Raw genomic sequence first — 16,885 nt, 5'->3', positions numbered from 1 at the left:
TTCGCAAGTTCGCAAGGTTCATATCAGACCGCTACCAGCACGACGGCGCCGATGACCAGCACGGCACCGGCAGCCATCGAGGCGGCGTACCAACGCAGTTGACCGGTTTCGGTACGGCTCAGGGAGTTGTGGCCCCCCTTGGCCATACGCGGGATCAAACCGATGGTCTGATCGAGCGGGTCCTTGCGCAGTACATGGCTGATCGCCAGGTATGGCTTGACGAACAGTTTGTCGTAGATCCAGTCGAAGCCCCAGGCGGCGAACCACCAGGCCGAGAGCAGACGCCCGATGCCGCTGTTGGCGATGGCAGTTACCACGCGACGCTTGCCAAGGAACAACAGGGCAGCCAGCAGGATACCGGCCAGGGCGATGGCGCCCGAGGCGATTTCCAGGCTGTGCTTGGCTTCGCCGCCAGCATGGCCGGCGCTCAGGGGCAGCACGCCGTGCAGGGGCGGAGTGATCATCGCGCCGATACCGGTGGACAGCACGATCAGCACCACCAGCGGCAGCCAGTGGGAAATGCCGTGGCCGGCGTGGGCTTCGGTCTTGGCTTCACCGTGGAAGGCGATGAAGATCAGGCGGAAGGTGTACAGCGAGGTCATGAACGCACCCACCAGGCCGGCATACAGCAGGCCCTGGTTGCCGCTGGCGAAGGCTTCCCAGAGGATCTCGTCCTTGGAGTAGAAACCGGCGGTAACCAGGGGCAGGGCCGCCAGGGCCGCGCCACCGACGATGAAGCTGGCGTAGGCCAGGGGCAGTTTCTTCCACAGGCCGCCCATCTTGAAGATGTTCTGCTCGTGGTGGCAGGCCACGATCACCGCACCGGAGGCCAGGAACAGCAGGGCCTTGAAGAAGGCGTGGGTCATCAGGTGGAAGATCGCGCCATCCCAGGCACCCACGCCCAGGGCCAGGAACATGTAGCCGATCTGGCTCATGGTCGAGTAGGCGAGGATGCGCTTGATGTCGGTCTGCACCAGCGCGGCGAAGCCGGCCAGTACCAGGGTCACGCCGCCGACCAGGCCCACCAGGTGCAGGATTTCCGGCGCCAGGGTGAACAGGCCGTGGGTACGGGCGATCAGGTAGACACCCGCGGTCACCATGGTCGCGGCGTGGATCAGTGCCGAAACCGGGGTCGGACCCGCCATCGCGTCCGCCAACCAGGTCTGCAGCGGCAGCTGGGCCGATTTACCGACGGCGCCGCCGAGCAGCATCAGGGTGGCCAGGGTGATCCAGAAGTCACCGGCCTGGAACTTTTGCGGCGCGGCTACCAGCAGCTCCTGGACGTTCAGGGTGCCCAGTTGCTGGAACAGGATGAACAGGCCGATGGCCATGAACACGTCGCCGATACGGGTAACGATGAAGGCCTTGAGTGCGGCGTTACCGTTGTTGCGGTTGCTGTAGTAGAAACCGATCAACAGGTACGAGCACAGGCCCACGCCTTCCCAACCGAAGTAGATGAACAGCAGGTTATCGCCGAGGATCAGGAACAGCATGCTGGCGATGAACAGGTTGGTGTAGGAGAAGAACCGCGAGTAGCCGGCTTCGCCACGCATATACCAGGACGCGAACAGGTGGATCAGGAAGCCGACGCCGGTGACCACGCCGAGCATGGTCACCGACAGGCCGTCCAGGTACAGGGTGAAGTTCGGCGCGAAGCCGTCCACCGACATCCACTGCCACAGCAGCTGGCTGTACGCGCCGCCTGCTGGCGGGGCGACATTGAACTGCCAGATCACGTAGGCGGCGGTGGCGGCCGAGAGGCCTACCGAGCCTACGCCGATCAGCGCGGACAGGTTCTCCGAGAACCGCCCGCGGGAGAACGACAGCAGCAGGAAGCCGATCAGGGGGAAGACGAAAGTCAGGAAGAGAAGGTTCATCCGCGCATCTCACTGGCAGCATCGATGTCGAGAGTGTGGAAGCGGCGATACAGCTGCAGCAGGATCGCCAGGCCAATACTGGCCTCGGCGGCTGCCAGGCTGATCACCAGGATGAACATCACTTGTCCATCCGGCTGCGCCCAGCGGGCGCCAGCGACGATGAAGGCCAGTGCCGAGGCGTTCATCATCACTTCCAGGCTCATCAACACGAAGAGGATGTTACGGCGGACCATCAGGCCGACCAGACCGAGGCAGAACAGGATGCCGGCAACCGCCAGCCCATGCTCGAGAGGGATAGTAGGCATTGTATTACTCCTTCGCCTCGTTGCGGCCCAAGTGGAACGCCGTGACGGCTGCGGCGAGCAGCAGCATCGAGGCGAGTTCGACCACCAGCAGGTAAGGACCGAACAGGCTGATGCCCACGGCCTTGGCGTCTACGGTGGTTTGACCGATGCCGGCACCGCTCTGGTGGCTGAATAGTACGTACAGCAGTTCGACCAGCAGCAGGGCAGCGAGGATCACCGGCCCGATCCAGATGCCCGGCTTGAGCCAGATACGCTCTTGCTGGACGGCAGCCGGGCCGAGGTTGAGCATCATCACCACGAATACGAACAGCACCATGATGGCGCCGGCGTAGGCGATCACTTCCAGGGCTCCGGCGAACGGCGCGCCGAGGCTGAAGAAGGTCATCGCCACGGCGATCAGCGAAATGATCAGGTAGAGCAGGGCGTGCACAGGGTTGGTATTGGTCACCACACGAAGCGTGGAGACCACCGCAACACCTGACGCGAAATAGAAAGCGAATTCCATCGTTCTTCCTTAAGGCAGCAAGCTCTTCACGTTGATCGGCTCGGCTTCGTTCTGCGCGGTGCCTTTGGGCTTACCGGCAATGGCCATACCTGCAACACGATAGAAGTTGTAATCAGGGTTCTTTCCGGGACCGGAGATCAGCAGATCTTCCTTCTCGTAAACCAGGTCCTGACGTTTGAACTCGGCCATCTCGAAATCCGGTGTCAGCTGGATCGCGGTGGTCGGACAGGCTTCCTCGCAGAGACCACAGAAAATGCAGCGCGAGAAGTTGATGCGGAAGAAGTCCGGGTACCAGCGACCGTCTTCGGTTTCAGCTTTTTGCAGCGAGATGCAGCCCACCGGGCAGGCCACCGCGCACAAGTTGCAGGCTACGCAGCGCTCTTCGCCGTCGGGATCGCGGGTCAGTACGATGCGACCACGGTAGCGGGGTGGCAGGTACACCGGCTCTTCCGGGTATTGCAGGGTGTCGCGCTTGCGAAAGCCATGGCCGAAGACCATGACCAGGCTGCGCAACTGGGTACCAGTACCCTTCACGATGTCGCCAATATATTTGAACATGGGTCAAATCCTCACTGGGCCGCAACGGCTGGCGCGTTGTAGAGCACGAGCGCAGCGGTCACCAGCAAATTGATCAGGGTCAGCGGCAGGCAGAACTTCCAGCTGAAGTCCATCACCTGGTCATAGCGTGGGCGCGGGATCGAGGCGCGCAGCAGGATGAACAGCATGATGAAGAACGCGGTTTTCAAAGCGAACCAGACGAAGGACAGTTGCGGCAGGATGCCGAACGGACCGTGCCAGCCACCGAAGAACAGGGTGACCAGCAGTGCCGAGATCAAGATGATGCCGATGTATTCGCCAACGAAGAACATGCCCCACTTCATGCCGGCATATTCAATGTGGTAACCGTCGGCCAGTTCCTGTTCCGCTTCGGGCTGGTCGAAGGGGTGACGGTGAGTCACGGCCACGCCTGCGATGAAGAAGGTACAGAAGCCGAAGAACTGCGGAATGATGAACCACAGGTTCTGCGCCTGGTACTCGACGATGTCGCGCATGTTGAACGAACCGACCTGGGCCACGATGCCCATCAGCGCCAGGCCCATGAACACTTCGTAGGACACGGTCTGGGCCGAGGCACGCAAGCTGCCCAGCAGGGCGAACTTGTTGTTGCTCGACCAGCCGGCGAACAGCACCGCGTAGACCGAAAGGCCGGCCATGGCGAAGAAGAACAGCAGGCCGATGTTCAGGTCCGCGACACCCCAGGTCGGGGTGATCGGGATGATCGCGAAGGCGATCAACAGGGCGCTCATGGCCACCACCGGTGCCAGGGTGAAGATCACCTTGTCGGCGAACGGCGGGGTCCAGTCTTCCTTGAAGAACATCTTCAGCATGTCGGCGGCGATCTGGAACATGCCGAACGGGCCAACGCGGTTCGGACCGTAGCGGTCCTGCCACCAGCCCAGCAGGCGACGTTCGATGAAGCTCAGCAGCGCACCGGCGATCACCACCGCCAGCAGGATGACGATCGCCTTGACGACCGTGAGGATCACGTCGATCACTTCAGGGGTAAACCAACTCATTGCGCCGCCTCCTGCAGACCGTCAACGGAAAAGCCAGCGAACGCCGGAGGAATCCCGGCCAGGCCGACTGGCAGGGCTACCAGGCCGGCACCCAGCTCTTCGTTGATCCGCAGCGGCAGGCGCAGGGTCTGGCCGGCCAGGCTCACCGCGAGCATGGCGCCATCGTTGACGCCCAGGCGGTCGGCCTCGGACTTGGCCAGGGCCACGTAGGCGGCTGGAATGCGCTCTTGCACCGGAGCGGCCTTCGAGGAGTTCTCCTCGCTGCCGAACAGGTGGTAGAACGGCACGGCCTGCCAGGTGCCCTGGGCCGGGGAGAAGGCCTTCGGTGCGCTGGCGAACCAGCTCAGGCGATCGCCCTGGCTTTCGATCAGGCGGGTACCCGGGTCACCGGCGCGCAGGTGGCCGCCGACTTCGTCCTGGAACTTGTTCCAGGCTTGCGGCGAGTTCCAGCCCGGCGACCAGGCGAATGGCACTTGCGAGCGAGGCTCGGCGGAGCCCGAGTAACCTTCCATGGAGTAGGCGAAGGCGGTATCCGGGTCTTGCGGAGTACGCGGTTCGTGCACGCTCTGGTTGGCGCGCATGGCGGTCCGGCCGCTGTAGCGCAGGGGTTCGCGCGCCAGCTTCAGGCCCTTGATGCGGAACGCAGCGGACGGCGCGGCATCGACGATGCTGGCCAGTTGCGTGTTGCTCGCGGCGCAGGCAGCGGTCACCTGGTCCAGCTGGGTCCAGTCCACCGGCTTGTTCAGCAGGGTGCTGCGCAGGGCGTGCAGCCAGCGCCAGCCTTCGTGGACCATGATGCTGGCGTCCAGGTAGGTCGGGTCGAAGACCTGGAAGAAGCGCTGGGCGCGACCTTCCTGGCTGACCAGGGTGCCATCGCCTTCGGCGAAGCTCGCCGCGGACAGCACCAGGTGCGCGCGCTCCACGGTAGCGGTCTGCTGGTGGTCGGCCACGATCACCACCTTGGCGGCGCTCAGCGCGGCATCCACCTTGGCTGCGTCGGTGCGGGTGTACAGGTCGTTTTCCAGGACCACGATGGCGTCGGCACGGCCGTCGATCACCGCTTGCAGGGCCGCGTCCACCGATTCGCCACCGAGCATGGCCAGGCCGAGGCTGTTGGCCTCTGGCACCACCAGGCTGATGGAGCCGGCCTTGTCGCGCAGCTTCAGGGCCTTGGCGATGTTGGCCGCGGCCTCGATCAGTGCCTTGGAACCCAGGGAAGTGCCGGACACGATCAGCGGGCGCTTGGCTGCCAACAGGGCATCGGCGATGCGCTGGGCCAGTTCCTGGGCTTCGCGGTCCAGGCCTTCCACCGCCGGCGCGCTGGCGTCGATGGCGTGGGCCACGGCGAAACCGATGCGGGCCAGGTCGTCGGGAGCGGCGTGTACACACTCTTCGGCGACGTCGTCGAGGCGGGTTGCAGCCAGGCTGGCGATGAACAGCGGGTTCAGCGCGTGCTGGCCGATGTTCTTCACCGCAGCGTCGAGCCATGGCTGGACGCGCATGGCGTCGGCCATTTCCTCGGCCTTGCCCTTGACCGACTGGCGCAGGGCCAGGGCCATGCGGGCGGCGGTCTGGGTCAGGTCCTCGCCGAGGACGAACACCGCGTCGTGGTCTTCCACTTCACGCAGGTTGGGAATTGGCAGCGGGCTGTCCTTGAGCACTTGCATCGCCAGGCGGATGCGCTCCAGTTCGCTGGCTTCGATACCGGAATAGAAGTGCTCGGCGCCGACCAGTTCCAGCAACGCATAGTTGCTTTCCAGGCTGGCGCGTGGCGAGCCGATGCCAACGATGTTGCGTCCGCGCAGCAGGTCGGCAGCCTGGTCCAGGGCCTGGTCCAGGTTCAGCTGGGTGCCGTCGGCCAGGCGTGGCTGGCGAGGACGGTCCTTGCGATTGACATAGCCATAACCGAAGCGGCCACGGTCGCAGAGGAAGTACTGGTTGACCGAACCGTTGAAGCGGTTCTCGATGCGTCGCAGTTCACCGTAGCGCTCGCCGGGGCTGATGTTGCAGCCGCTGGAGCAGCCATGGCAGATGCTCGGCGAGAACTGCATGTCCCACTTGCGGTTGTAGCGCTCGGAGTGGGTCTTGTCGGTGAACACACCGGTCGGGCAGACCTCGGTGAGGTTGCCGGAGAATTCGCTTTCCAGCACGCCATCTTCGACGCGACCGAAGTACACGTTGTCGTGGGCGCCGTAGACACCCAGGTCGGTGCCGCCAGCGTAGTCCTTGTAGTAGCGCACGCAGCGATAGCAGGCGATGCAGCGGTTCATCTCGTGGGCGATGAACGGGCCGAGCTCCTGGTTCTGGTGGGTACGCTTGGTGAAACGGTAGCGGCGCTCGTTGTGGCCGGTCATTACCGTCATGTCCTGCAGGTGGCAGTGACCGCCTTCCTCGCACACCGGGCAGTCGTGCGGGTGGTTGGTCATCAGCCATTCGACGACGCTGGCGCGAAACGCCTTGGATTCCTCGTCTTCGATGGAGATCCAGGTGCCGTCGGAGGCAGGGGTCATGCAGGACATGACGATACGACCGCGGGTGTCGTTCTCGTCGGTGTACTGCTTGACCGCACACTGCCGGCAGGCGCCGACGCTACCGAGCGCCGGGTGCCAGCAGAAATAGGGGATGTCGAGGCCGAGTGACAGACAAGCCTGTAGCAGGTTGTCCGCACCGTTGACTTCGAGCGCTTTGCCGTCTACGTGGATAGTGGCCATGGTTCAAAGTTCTTCGTTGGCCCGCGTGAGCGGGCGTGGCTAATGGAAATCGGTGGGCCTGCGGCCCGCACCGAACGAGTCGGGCGGGCCGCGAGGCCGGCGGATGGCACGGACCATCCGCGATTCATCTTGTTATGCGCCGACCACGATCGGCCCGGCCTGGATTGGCTTGGCCAGGTTCGGGCGCAGGGCGTCGCCAGCACTTGCTGGAGCGACACCGGCCTCGAACTCGGACCGGAAATACTTGATGGCACTGCCCAATGGCTCGACGGCACCCGGTGCGTGAGCACAGAAGGTACGGCCTGGGCCGAGGAAGTTGACCAGACCCAGCAGGGTCTCGATGTCTTCGGCGCGGCCCTGGCCTTTTTCCAGGGCGCGCAGCATCTTCACGCTCCATGGCAGGCCGTCGCGGCATGGGGTGCACCAGCCGCACGACTCACGGGCGAAGAACTCTTCCATGTTGCGCAGCAGGGACACCATGTTGACGCTGTCGTCCACCGCCATGGCCAGGCCGGTACCCATACGGGTGCCGACCTTGGCAATGCCGCCGGCGTACATCTGCGCGTCGAGGTGCTCGGGCAGCAGGAAGCCGGTACCGGCGCCGCCTGGCTGCCAGCACTTGAGCTTGAAGCCATCGCGCATGCCGCCGGCGTAGTCTTCGAACAGCTCGCGGGCGGTGACGCCGAACGGCAGTTCCCACAGGCCCGGGTTCTTCACCTTGCCGGAGAAGCCCATCAGCTTGGTGCCGTGGTCTTCGCTGCCTTCGCGTGCCAGCGACTTGTACCAGTCGTTGCCGTTGGCGACGATGGCCGGCACGTTGCACAGGGTCTCGACGTTGTTCACGCACGTCGGCTTGCCCCACACGCCGACGGCGGCAGGGAAGGGCGGCTTGGAGCGTGGGTTGGCGCGACGGCCTTCCAGGGAGTTGATCAGTGCGGTTTCTTCACCGCAGATGTAGCGACCGGCACCGGTGTGCACGAACAGCTCGAAGTCAAAACCCGAGCCGAGGATGTTCTTGCCCAGAAGGCCTGCGGCCTTGGCTTCCTCGATGGCACGGTTCAGGTGCTTGGCCGCGGTGGTGTACTCGCCACGCAGGAAGATGTAGCCGCGGTAGGCCTTCAGCGCACGGGCGCTGATCAGCATGCCTTCGACCAGCAGATGGGGCTGTTGCTCCATCAGCATGCGGTCCTTCCAGGTGTTGGGTTCCATTTCGTCCGCGTTGCACAGCAGGTAGCGGATGTTCATGGATTCGTCTTTGGGCATCAGGCCCCACTTCACGCCGGTGGGGAAGCCCGCGCCACCACGGCCCTTGAGGCCGGAGTCCTTGACGGCCTGGACGATATCGTCCTGGGACATCTGCGCCAGCGCCTTGCGGGCTGCGGCATAGCCGTTCTTGGACTCGTACTCGGCCAGCCAGACCGGCTCGCCATCGTCACGCAGGCGCCAGGTCAGCGGGTGGGTTTCGGCCGTGCGCGCGATGCGGTTGGCCGGGCCGAAGGAAGTAATGGTCATACGTAACCCTCCAGCAGCTTGGAGACGCCGGCAGGTTGCACGTCGCCAAAGGTATCGTCGTCGATCATCAGTGCCGGGGCCTTGTCGCAGTTGCCCAGGCAGCACACTGGCAGCAGGGTGAAGCGACCGTCGGCGGTGGTCTGGCCAAGGCCGATGCCCAGCTCGCTCTGGATCTGGCTGACCACCGACTCATGGCCGCCGATGTAGCAGACCATGCTGTCGCACACGCGAATGATGTGGCGGCCCACTGGCTGGCGGAAGATCTGGCTGTAGAAGGTGGCCACACCCTCGACGTCGCTGGCGGGGATGCCCAGCACTTCGCCGATGGCGTAGATGGCGCCGTCCGGCACCCAGCCACGTTCCTTCTGGACGATCTTCAGGGCTTCGATGGACGCCGCGCGCGGGTCCTCGTAGTGATGCATCTCGTGCTCGATGGCCGAGCGCTCGGTTTCGCTCAGGGCGAAACGGTCTGTCTGGATAAGCGTGCTGTTCATGCTTAGCGGTCCACGTCGGCCATAACGAAGTCGATACTACCCAGGTACGCGATCAAGTCCGCGACCATGCTGCCGCGGATCACCGAAGGGATCTGCTGCAGGTGCGCGTAGCTCGGAGTACGGATCCGGGTGCGGTAGCTCATGGTGCCGCCATCGCTCGTCAGGTAATAACTGTTGATGCCCTTGGTCGCTTCGATCATCTGGAAGGATTCGTTGGCCGGCATCACCGGGCCCCACGAAACTTGCAGGAAGTGCGTGATCAAGGTCTCGATGTGCTGCAGGGTGCGCTCTTTGGGTGGCGGCGTAGTCAGCGGGTGGTCCGCCTTGTACGGGCCTTCCGGCATGTTGCGCATGCACTGGTCGATGATGCGGATACTCTGGCGCATCTCTTCGACACGGACCATGCAGCGATCGTAGGCATCGCCGTTGTGGGCCAGCGGGACTTCGAACTCGAAGTTCTCGTAACCCGAGTACGGACGGGCCTTGCGCAGGTCGAAGTCGCAACCGGTGGAACGCAGGCCGGCACCGGTGGTACCCCACTCCAGGGCTTCCTTGGTGTTATAGGCGGCGACACCGATGGTCCGACCCTTGAGGATGCTGTTCTGCAGGGCGGCCTTGGTGTATTCGTCGAGGCGCTTGGGCAACCAGTCGACGAACTCCTTGACCAGCTTGTCCCAGCCGCGCGGCAGGTCGTGGGCCACGCCGCCGATGCGATACCAGGCCGGGTGCAGGCGGAAGCCGGTGATGGCCTCGATGACCTTGTAGGCGCGCTGGCGGTCGGTGAAGGTGAAGAACACCGGGGTCATGGCGCCCACGTCCTGGATGTAGGTACCCAGGAACAGCAGGTGGCTGGTGATCCGGAAGAACTCGGCCAGCATGATGCGGATGGTGTCGACCTTCTCCGGCACCTTGATGCCAGCCAGCTTCTCGACCGAGAGCACGTACGGCAGGTTGTTCATCACCCCGCCGAGGTAGTCGATGCGGTCGGTGTAGGGGATGAAGCTGTGCCAGGACTGGCGCTCGGCCATTTTCTCGGCGCCACGGTGGTGGTAGCCGATGTCCGGTACGCAGTCGACGATCTCTTCGCCGTCCAGCTGCAGGATGATGCGGAAGGCACCGTGGGCCGAAGGGTGGTTCGGGCCCAGGTTGAGGAACATGTAGTCCTCGTTGGCCCCGGAGCGCTTCATGCCCCAGTCTTCAGGGCGGAAGCGGGCTGCTTCTTCTTCCAGCTGCTGTTTGGCCAGGTTCAGGCTGAACGGATCGAATTCGGTGGCACGGGCCGGGAAGTCCTTGCGCAGCGGGTGACCTTCCCAGGTCGGCGGCATCATGATCCGCGAGAGGTGAGGGTGGCCGGCGAAATCGATGCCGAACATGTCCCAGACTTCGCGCTCGTACCAGTTGGCGTTGGGCCAGATACTGGTCACGGATGGCAGGTTCAGGTCGCCCTCGGACAGGGCTACCTTGATCATCACGTCGCTGTTTCGCTCGATCGACAGCAGGTGGTAGAACACGCTGAAGTCGGCACTTGGCAGGCCCTGGCGCTTGGTGCGCAGGCGCTCGTCCACACCGTGCAGGTCATAGAGCATGACGTACGGCTTGGGCAGGTTGCGCAGGAAGGTCAGGACTTCGACGAGCTTGGAGCGCTCGACCCACAGCACCGGCATGCCGGTGCGGGTGGCCTGGGCGGTGAACGCCTCGGGGCCAAAACGGTTATTGAGTTCGACGACCACATCCTGGTCGTCAGCCTTATAAGGCGGGATGTACAGAGCACTGCCTGTAGTCATGGTTTTTTATCGCTTTCGGTCAACGTAAAGAGTGAAGCCAGTTTCGTTTCTTGGTTAAGAACAGATCTGGATCAGACTTCGTCAGGGCTGCGCAGGTTGGTGACCTGAATACGCTGTTCGCGGCGCTGTTCCTTCTGCGACGGCATTTCAGCGCGATACACGCCTTGGTCGCCGACGACCCAGGAAAGTGGGCGACGCTCCTGGCCAATGGATTCTTGCAAGAGCATCAAGCCCTGCAGGAATGCCTCGGGACGGGGCGGGCAGCCAGGTACGTAGACGTCCACGGGCAGGAACTTGTCCACCCCCTGAACTACAGAGTAGATGTCGTACATGCCACCGGAGTTGGCGCACGAACCCATGGAGATGACCCACTTGGGCTCGAGCATTTGCTCGTAGAGACGCTGGATGATCGGTGCCATCTTGATGAAGCAGGTACCGGCAATGACCATGAAGTCCGCCTGGCGTGGCGATGCCCGGATAACCTCGGCGCCGAAGCGCGCGATGTCATGGGGCGCCGTGAAGGCGGTGGTCATTTCCACGTAGCAGCAGGAGAGACCGAAGTTGTACGGCCACAGGGAGTTCTTGCGACCCCAGTTGACCGCGCCACTCAGCACGTCTTCCAGCTTGCCCATGAAGATGTTTTTGTGGACCTGATCCTCTAACGGATCGGCGACGGTTTCCCGCTGGCCGATTGGATACTGGTCGTTAGGAGCATCGGGGTCGATCCTGGTGAGATTGTACTGCATTGCCAAAGCCTCATTGTTTTAGCTTCGCCTGCCGCTTACGACGACCTTCCGGAGCCCAATCAAGAGCCCCCACCCGCCAAAGGTAGACAAGACCTGCCAACAGAATTGCTATGAAAACGAGAGCTTCGACGAATCCGGTCCAGCCGCTTTCGCGGACGGACACAGACCAGGCAAAGAGAAATAGGGCTTCGATATCGAAGATCACGAAGAGCATCGCGACCAGATAGAATTTGGCTGAGAGCCGCAAGCGGGCGCCACCTGTAGGTAGCATGCCGGACTCGAACGGTTCGTTTTTACTGCGGCCCCAGGCTTTTGACCCGAGGAGGCTGGAGAGGCCGAGCATGAAGGCGCATAGGCCGACAACACCCAGAAGGAAAATGGCAAAGCCCCAGTTGTGGGCCATGAGTCCTGTCGCTTCGGGCATGCTGGTAATCCTTAACAGAGAGCAAGAGTCTCTGAGCTTGATAAAGAAACAAAGCAGTGACGATATGTCGCAGTGCAATCAATCGCGCTGATTTTATGGCTAAACACCGGGCAAGTAAAATTTCTGAAGCGAAATTGTTTATCGTAATAAGGACATAGCTCGCCTTCGTAGCCCCGCAAGCCGCGGCCTGCGGGCATTAGCGGGAGTTTCGTTAATTATCTTTTGTTGTGGCTGTAACGAAAGTCGCAATATCTAAATGATAATCAATATTGTTTGGGTGCTGATTTAAACTGCTTTCCTCGAGGGGGTAGGAAAGTTGTTTGTTATATCCCTGTTACTGCAAGTAGCAGGGCCGCACCTTTTAGCCTGTTTCGCTGCAGTGGATACCGTCCTGGGTCAATGTTTTGCCAGTTTTTGTACGTTGGCTGCGTTGTGATTCGGGAGGTGAGGCAGGGGGGGTGATACCGGCCGTATCGCCCCGGCCGCTTCAGGATGGTAAAAAAAACGCCCCGAACCAGTCGGGGCGTCAGATTTACAGCAATGCAGTTGTTCTTACCGGGTCTGCATTGGCCGCTCGATCGGGGCGTGATGCCGGATCAGTGGAACTGCTCTTCTTCGGTGGAGCCGGTCAGGGCGGTTACCGAGGACTTGCCGCCCTGGATCACGGTGGTCATGTCGTCGAAGTAGCCAGTGCCCACTTCCTGCTGGTGCGCCACGAAGGTGTAGCCTTTGGAGGCGTCGGCGAATTCCTGCTCCTGCAGCTTCACGTAGGCGGTCATGTCGTTGCGGGCGTAGTCATGCGCCAGGTTGAACATGCCGTGCCACATGTTGTGGATGCCGGCCAGGGTGATGAACTGGTGCTTGTAGCCCATTGCCGACAGCTCGCGCTGGAACTTGGCGATGGTGGCGTCGTCCAGGTTCTTCTTCCAGTTGAAGGAAGGCGAGCAGTTGTACGACAGGATCTGGTCCGGGTATTCCTTCTTGATCGCTTCAGCGAAACGACGGGCTTCGTCCAGGTCCGGCTTGGCGGTTTCGCACCAGATCAGGTCGGCGTATGGCGCGTAGGCCAGGCCGCGGGCGATCGCCTGGTCGAGGCCGGCGCGTACTTTGTAGAAACCTTCCTGGGTGCGCTCGCCGACCACGAATGGCTGGTCGTATGGGTCGCAGTCGCTGGTCAGCAGGTCAGCGGCGTTGGCGTCGGTACGGGCCAGGATGATGGTCGGTACGCCGGCAACGTCGGCTGCCAGGCGGGCAGCGGTCAGCTTCTGCACGGCTTCCTGGGTTGGAACCAGTACCTTGCCGCCCATGTGGCCGCACTTCTTCACGGAAGCGAGCTGGTCTTCGAAGTGAACGCCGGCAGCGCCTGCCTCGATCATGTTCTTCATCAGCTCGTAGGCGTTCAGTACGCCGCCGAAACCGGCTTCGGCGTCAGCCACGATCGGTGCGAAGTAGTCGACGTAGCCTTCGTCGCCTGGGTTCTTGCCGGCTTTCCACTGGATCTGGTCGGCACGACGGAACGAGTTGTTGATGCGCTTGACCACGGTTGGAACCGAATCCACCGGGTACAGCGACTGGTCTGGGTACATGGACTCGGCCGAGTTGTTGTCGGCAGCCACTTGCCAGCCGGACAGGTAGATGGCCTGGATGCCAGCCTTGACCTGTTGCACGGCCTGGCCGCCGGTCAGGGCGCCCATGCAGTTGACGAAATCTTTTTCAGGGCGGAAGGATGGGTGGGCGCCCTTGGTCACCAGGTTCCACAGTTTTTCCGCGCCCATGCGGGCCAGGGTGTGCTCTGGCTGGACGGAACCACGCAGGCGAACGACATCGGCGGCGGTGTAGGTACGGGTCACGCCTTTCCAGCGCGGGTTTTCGGCCCAGTCTTTTTCGAGGGCTGCAATTTGCTGTTCGCGTGTCAGTGCCATGGAGATAAACCTCGTCGCATAGGTCTTGGTGGAAAATTCCTGCTCCGCCGATTACGCAGGTCCTGAAAAAGTGCGTAGAAGGCTGTTCGCTGACCAGGAGCTGGATGCTCAAGTCGGTCTGGCGCGATGGCGACGGGTGAACGATGGGCTCGAGGGGAAGTGAGCAGGTGGAGGCCAGCTGCAGGGTGCGTCCGGGCGTCGTGGGCCTTTATGCGATCCTTCAGTGTGTTGCCGATCTACCTAATTACGCTTCCGTCCCTCGGGACAACTTCGTTCCAGTCGCAACCTCGTCAAACGCGCCTTGTGGGCGGTACAGACACGAATCGGCTCAGGTGGGTGGGTTAGAGCAACGATCCGAAGGCCCTTGCCAGGGCCCCTGATTAGCGGGAGCGAGGCCATCATGCCCGCGGTTTTTTGGCTCGTCAAATGTTTTGTAGTGCTTTTTTTGAGGCACTACATCTTTGGTCTAATACGACTAATCAGTCAGTTTTCGGTGCCTTGGTCCAGGGTGTCGACCTTGACCCGCAAGGTCATGTCATCCCGGTCCTGGGTCGAGTAGCTGCGGCCCAGGCCCTGTTTGTCGGCCTGGGTCTGGCGATTGACGCCAGCCAGGGTGATCCACTCGCCCAGCCGTCCGCTGACCGTTGTGTCGGTACTTTGCACGTTCACTACATCGGGACGTTCCTGGCTCATGCGGTCACGGTTGGTGCTGATGCTCAGGTGCACGGTCTCGCCGGTGACGCTTGCTGTCACGTAGAAGCCTTGGGTGACGTTGCGATACTGGGTCTGGTTCTGCAGGCGGCCGTAGGAGTCCGTCTGGGTGGTGGTCAGGGGTATGCTCTGGCCGACCTGGATCAGTGCCGGCACGCCTTCGCTGGCCTGGACCTGCTGGATGCCGCCGTCACGGCTTTCGGTACTGCGGTTGATGATGCGAGCCTGCGGCGCACCGTTGACCGCGTAGCCCTGGTTGCCCTGGAAGTTGTTCTCGTTGGTGTCGACGGTGATCAGCAGGCGCCTGGCCGGGGTGTCGAGCTGGGCGATGAAGGCGCGCAGCTCGGCGATGCGGCCCGGCTCGGCGTTGACGATCAACTGGTTGCCGTAGGCGCTGACCTTGCCGTCCTTGCCGAGGAAGTTCTGTGCCACCGGCAGCAGGTCGGCGCTGGTGCGGTTGTTCAGGGGCACGATTTCGCTGGCGGCGAAGACCGAACAGCTGAAGGTCAGCAGCAGTGTCGTGAGCAGGGTGCGTAGGGACATATCCGTTATCTCCGCGAATAGCTGGCGTAAGGCCTTGAGTTTGACACTTTGTCGGCCCGGGGTGGGGCAAGTTGAATCCTGGACGGCAAAACGCCCCGCCATCCTGGTCCTGGCCTCGAGGCGCAGGGGGTGGCGGGGCGTCTGTTGCACGCTGGGGTGAGTGGGCTGTCAGGCGCCACGCACCATGTCGACGTGGGGGATGCCCGCTTCGAGGAATTCCTCGCTGACGATGGAGAAGCCCAGGCGCTCGTAGAATGGCGTGGCCTGGACCTGGGCGCTGAGCATCTGCTGCTTGAGGCCGCGTTTCTCGGCTTCATCGATGACGGCGCGCATCAGCGCGTCGCCGACTTTCAGGCCGCGCCAGTCCTTGAGTACCGAGACCCGGCCGACGTGGCCGTCGGGCAGCAGGCGCGCGGTGCCGATGGCGAAGTCGCCCTCGAAAGCCAGGAAGTGCACGGCGCCGTTATCGTCGGAATCCCACTCCAGCTCGGGTGGGACCGATTGTTCGGCAATGAATACCGCTTCACGAATGCGCCGGATCTCGGCGTTATCCTTTTGCCAGTCTGCGACACGTACGTGAATCTTATTCATCGGCAAATCCCAGGCTCCCTTGCTTGACCAGTTCGCACAGCAGGCCGCACCCGTCGTCATCCGCCAGCCAGGGGCCGAGGTTGTCGATGTGCAGCGCATCGGCGGCGCAAATCATTTTCAACAGTTCGCGCAGTTTACCGGGAAGCAGCCGGCTTTGGCCGCTGGCAAACAGTAACAAGTCTTCATCCACCTCGGACCAGGCCAGGCGTGCGCTCGGGTTGCGAATCAACACCGCGCCCTGTTCCAGGCTGTCCAGCAGTTCGTCTTCTTCCATCGCTTCCGGGCCTGTCACCAGCTCCGGATAGCGCGGCTCGGTCATGAATTGGCCGAACCAGGTCAGCAGCAGGCGCTCATCGCCCATGTGTTCGGCCAGCAGGCCCTTGAGGCGGTCGAGGGCATCGTGCTGGATCTGGTGCGGATCGGCGACCGGTTGTGCGTCAGCGTCGGTATAGCGCTCTTCGTCTGGCAGGAACTGGCTGAGGAAGTCGGTGAAGTGGGTCAGCACTTCGGCGGCGCTCGGTGCGCGGAAGCCTACCGAGTAGGTCATGCAGTCGTTGACCGCGATGCCGTAGTGGGCCAGGCGTGGCGGCAGGTACAGCATGTCTCCGGGTTCCAGGACCCAGCTTTCGGTTTCTTCGAATTCGGCGAGGATGCGCAGGTCCGCGTGCTGCAGCAGCGGGCTTTGGGCGTCGCACATCTGGCCGATCTTCCAGTTGCGCTTGCCGTGGCCCTGCAGCAGGAACACGTCGTAGTTGTCGAAGTGCGGGCCGACGTTACCGCCAGGGGCGGCGAAGCTGATCATCACGTCGTCGATACGCCAGCTGGGCAGGAAGCGGAAATGTTCCAGCAGCTCGGCGACTTCCGGCACGAACTGATCCACCGCCTGCACCAGCAGGGTCCAGTCGCGCTCGGGCAGCTTGCTGAACTCGTCCTCGGCGAAGGGGCCGCGACGCAGCTCCCAGGGGCGCTCGCCGTTTTCGATTACCAGGCGCGACTCGACTTCTTCTTCCAGGGCCAGGCCGGCCAGTTCGTCGGCATCGATCGGGCTTTGGAAGTCAGGCATGGCCTGGCGCACCAGCAGCGGTTTCTTCTGCCAGTAGTCACGCAGGAATTCCCGCGCGGTGAGGCCGCCCAGAAGTTGCAGAGGAGTATCAGGATTCATGTGTAACCTATTGAAAAAATG

The 16,885-nt window shown here is 62.5% G+C and carries 15 protein-coding genes; all 15 read right to left on the bottom strand.

What is annotated here, in order from left to right; all coding sequences use genetic code 11:
- Positions 1-23: 23 nt before the first annotated feature.
- On the bottom strand, positions 24-1,877 hold the full coding sequence (gene nuoL / locus AC3WK8_RS13595) for an NADH-quinone oxidoreductase subunit L (protein ID WP_022639654.1): 1,854 nt from the start codon (positions 1,875-1,877) through the stop codon (positions 24-26).
- The gene (gene nuoK, locus AC3WK8_RS13590; protein ID WP_022639653.1) at positions 1,874-2,182 is read right to left on the bottom strand and encodes an NADH-quinone oxidoreductase subunit NuoK; all 309 of its coding nucleotides are present in this window, start codon (positions 2,180-2,182) and stop codon (positions 1,874-1,876) included. The genes nuoL and nuoK overlap by 4 nt, the downstream gene beginning before the upstream one ends.
- A gap of 4 nt (positions 2,183-2,186) precedes the next feature.
- Positions 2,187-2,687: an NADH-quinone oxidoreductase subunit J gene (nuoJ, locus tag AC3WK8_RS13585; RefSeq protein ID WP_022639652.1), complete on the bottom strand. Its 501-nt coding sequence runs from the start codon at positions 2,685-2,687 to the stop codon at positions 2,187-2,189.
- Positions 2,688-2,696: 9 nt separating this feature from the next.
- Positions 2,697-3,245, bottom strand: a complete 549-nt coding sequence (gene nuoI, locus AC3WK8_RS13580) for an NADH-quinone oxidoreductase subunit NuoI (RefSeq protein ID WP_022639651.1) — start codon at positions 3,243-3,245, stop codon at positions 2,697-2,699.
- An 11-nt stretch (positions 3,246-3,256) separates the two neighbouring features.
- Entirely contained in the window at positions 3,257-4,264 is a 1,008-nt protein-coding gene (nuoH, locus tag AC3WK8_RS13575; RefSeq protein ID WP_085598527.1) for an NADH-quinone oxidoreductase subunit NuoH, read from the bottom strand.
- Positions 4,261-6,975 (bottom strand): NADH-quinone oxidoreductase subunit NuoG, encoded by a 2,715-nt coding sequence (gene nuoG, locus AC3WK8_RS13570; RefSeq protein ID WP_085598530.1) that lies wholly within the window; start codon positions 6,973-6,975, stop codon positions 4,261-4,263. Before nuoG ends, nuoH begins: the two co-directional genes overlap by 4 nt.
- A 132-nt stretch (positions 6,976-7,107) precedes the next feature.
- A complete protein-coding gene (gene nuoF / locus AC3WK8_RS13565) occupies positions 7,108-8,487 on the bottom strand; it encodes an NADH-quinone oxidoreductase subunit NuoF (protein ID WP_022639648.1) in 1,380 nt (459 codons plus the stop codon).
- Positions 8,484-8,981, bottom strand: a complete 498-nt coding sequence (nuoE, locus tag AC3WK8_RS13560; protein WP_012313767.1) for an NADH-quinone oxidoreductase subunit NuoE — start codon at positions 8,979-8,981, stop codon at positions 8,484-8,486. The genes nuoF and nuoE overlap by 4 nt, the downstream gene beginning before the upstream one ends.
- 2 nt (positions 8,982-8,983) lie before the next feature.
- Positions 8,984-10,765: an NADH-quinone oxidoreductase subunit C/D gene (nuoC, locus tag AC3WK8_RS13555; protein WP_031320145.1), complete on the bottom strand. Its 1,782-nt coding sequence runs from the start codon at positions 10,763-10,765 to the stop codon at positions 8,984-8,986.
- A gap of 71 nt (positions 10,766-10,836) precedes the next feature.
- A complete protein-coding gene (locus tag AC3WK8_RS13550) occupies positions 10,837-11,511 on the bottom strand; it encodes a NuoB/complex I 20 kDa subunit family protein (protein WP_022639646.1) in 675 nt (224 codons plus the stop codon).
- Positions 11,512-11,521: 10 nt separating this feature from the next.
- Positions 11,522-11,935 carry an NADH-quinone oxidoreductase subunit A gene (locus AC3WK8_RS13545; protein ID WP_022639645.1) on the bottom strand — a complete coding sequence of 138 codons (414 nt, stop codon included), beginning with the start codon at positions 11,933-11,935 and terminating at the stop codon, positions 11,522-11,524.
- A 596-nt stretch (positions 11,936-12,531) separates the two neighbouring features.
- Positions 12,532-13,857, bottom strand: coding sequence for an isocitrate lyase (aceA, locus tag AC3WK8_RS13540; protein ID WP_022639644.1), 1,326 nt, complete (start codon positions 13,855-13,857; stop codon positions 12,532-12,534).
- A 483-nt stretch (positions 13,858-14,340) separates the two neighbouring features.
- Positions 14,341-15,111 (bottom strand): secretin N-terminal domain-containing protein, encoded by a 771-nt coding sequence (locus AC3WK8_RS13535; RefSeq protein WP_103325611.1) that lies wholly within the window; start codon positions 15,109-15,111, stop codon positions 14,341-14,343.
- 168 nt (positions 15,112-15,279) lie between these two features.
- Positions 15,280-15,702 (bottom strand): GNAT family N-acetyltransferase, encoded by a 423-nt coding sequence (locus AC3WK8_RS13530; RefSeq protein WP_022639642.1) that lies wholly within the window; start codon positions 15,700-15,702, stop codon positions 15,280-15,282.
- Positions 15,695-16,864, bottom strand: coding sequence for a ribosomal protein uL16 3-hydroxylase (locus tag AC3WK8_RS13525; protein WP_103325610.1), 1,170 nt, complete (start codon positions 16,862-16,864; stop codon positions 15,695-15,697). Before AC3WK8_RS13525 ends, AC3WK8_RS13530 begins: the two co-directional genes overlap by 8 nt.
- Positions 16,865-16,885: the final 21 nt, after the last annotated feature.

The organism is Pseudomonas sp. FW507-12TSA, assembly GCF_058781435.1.
This window is presented reverse-complemented; position numbering and strand designations above follow the sequence as displayed.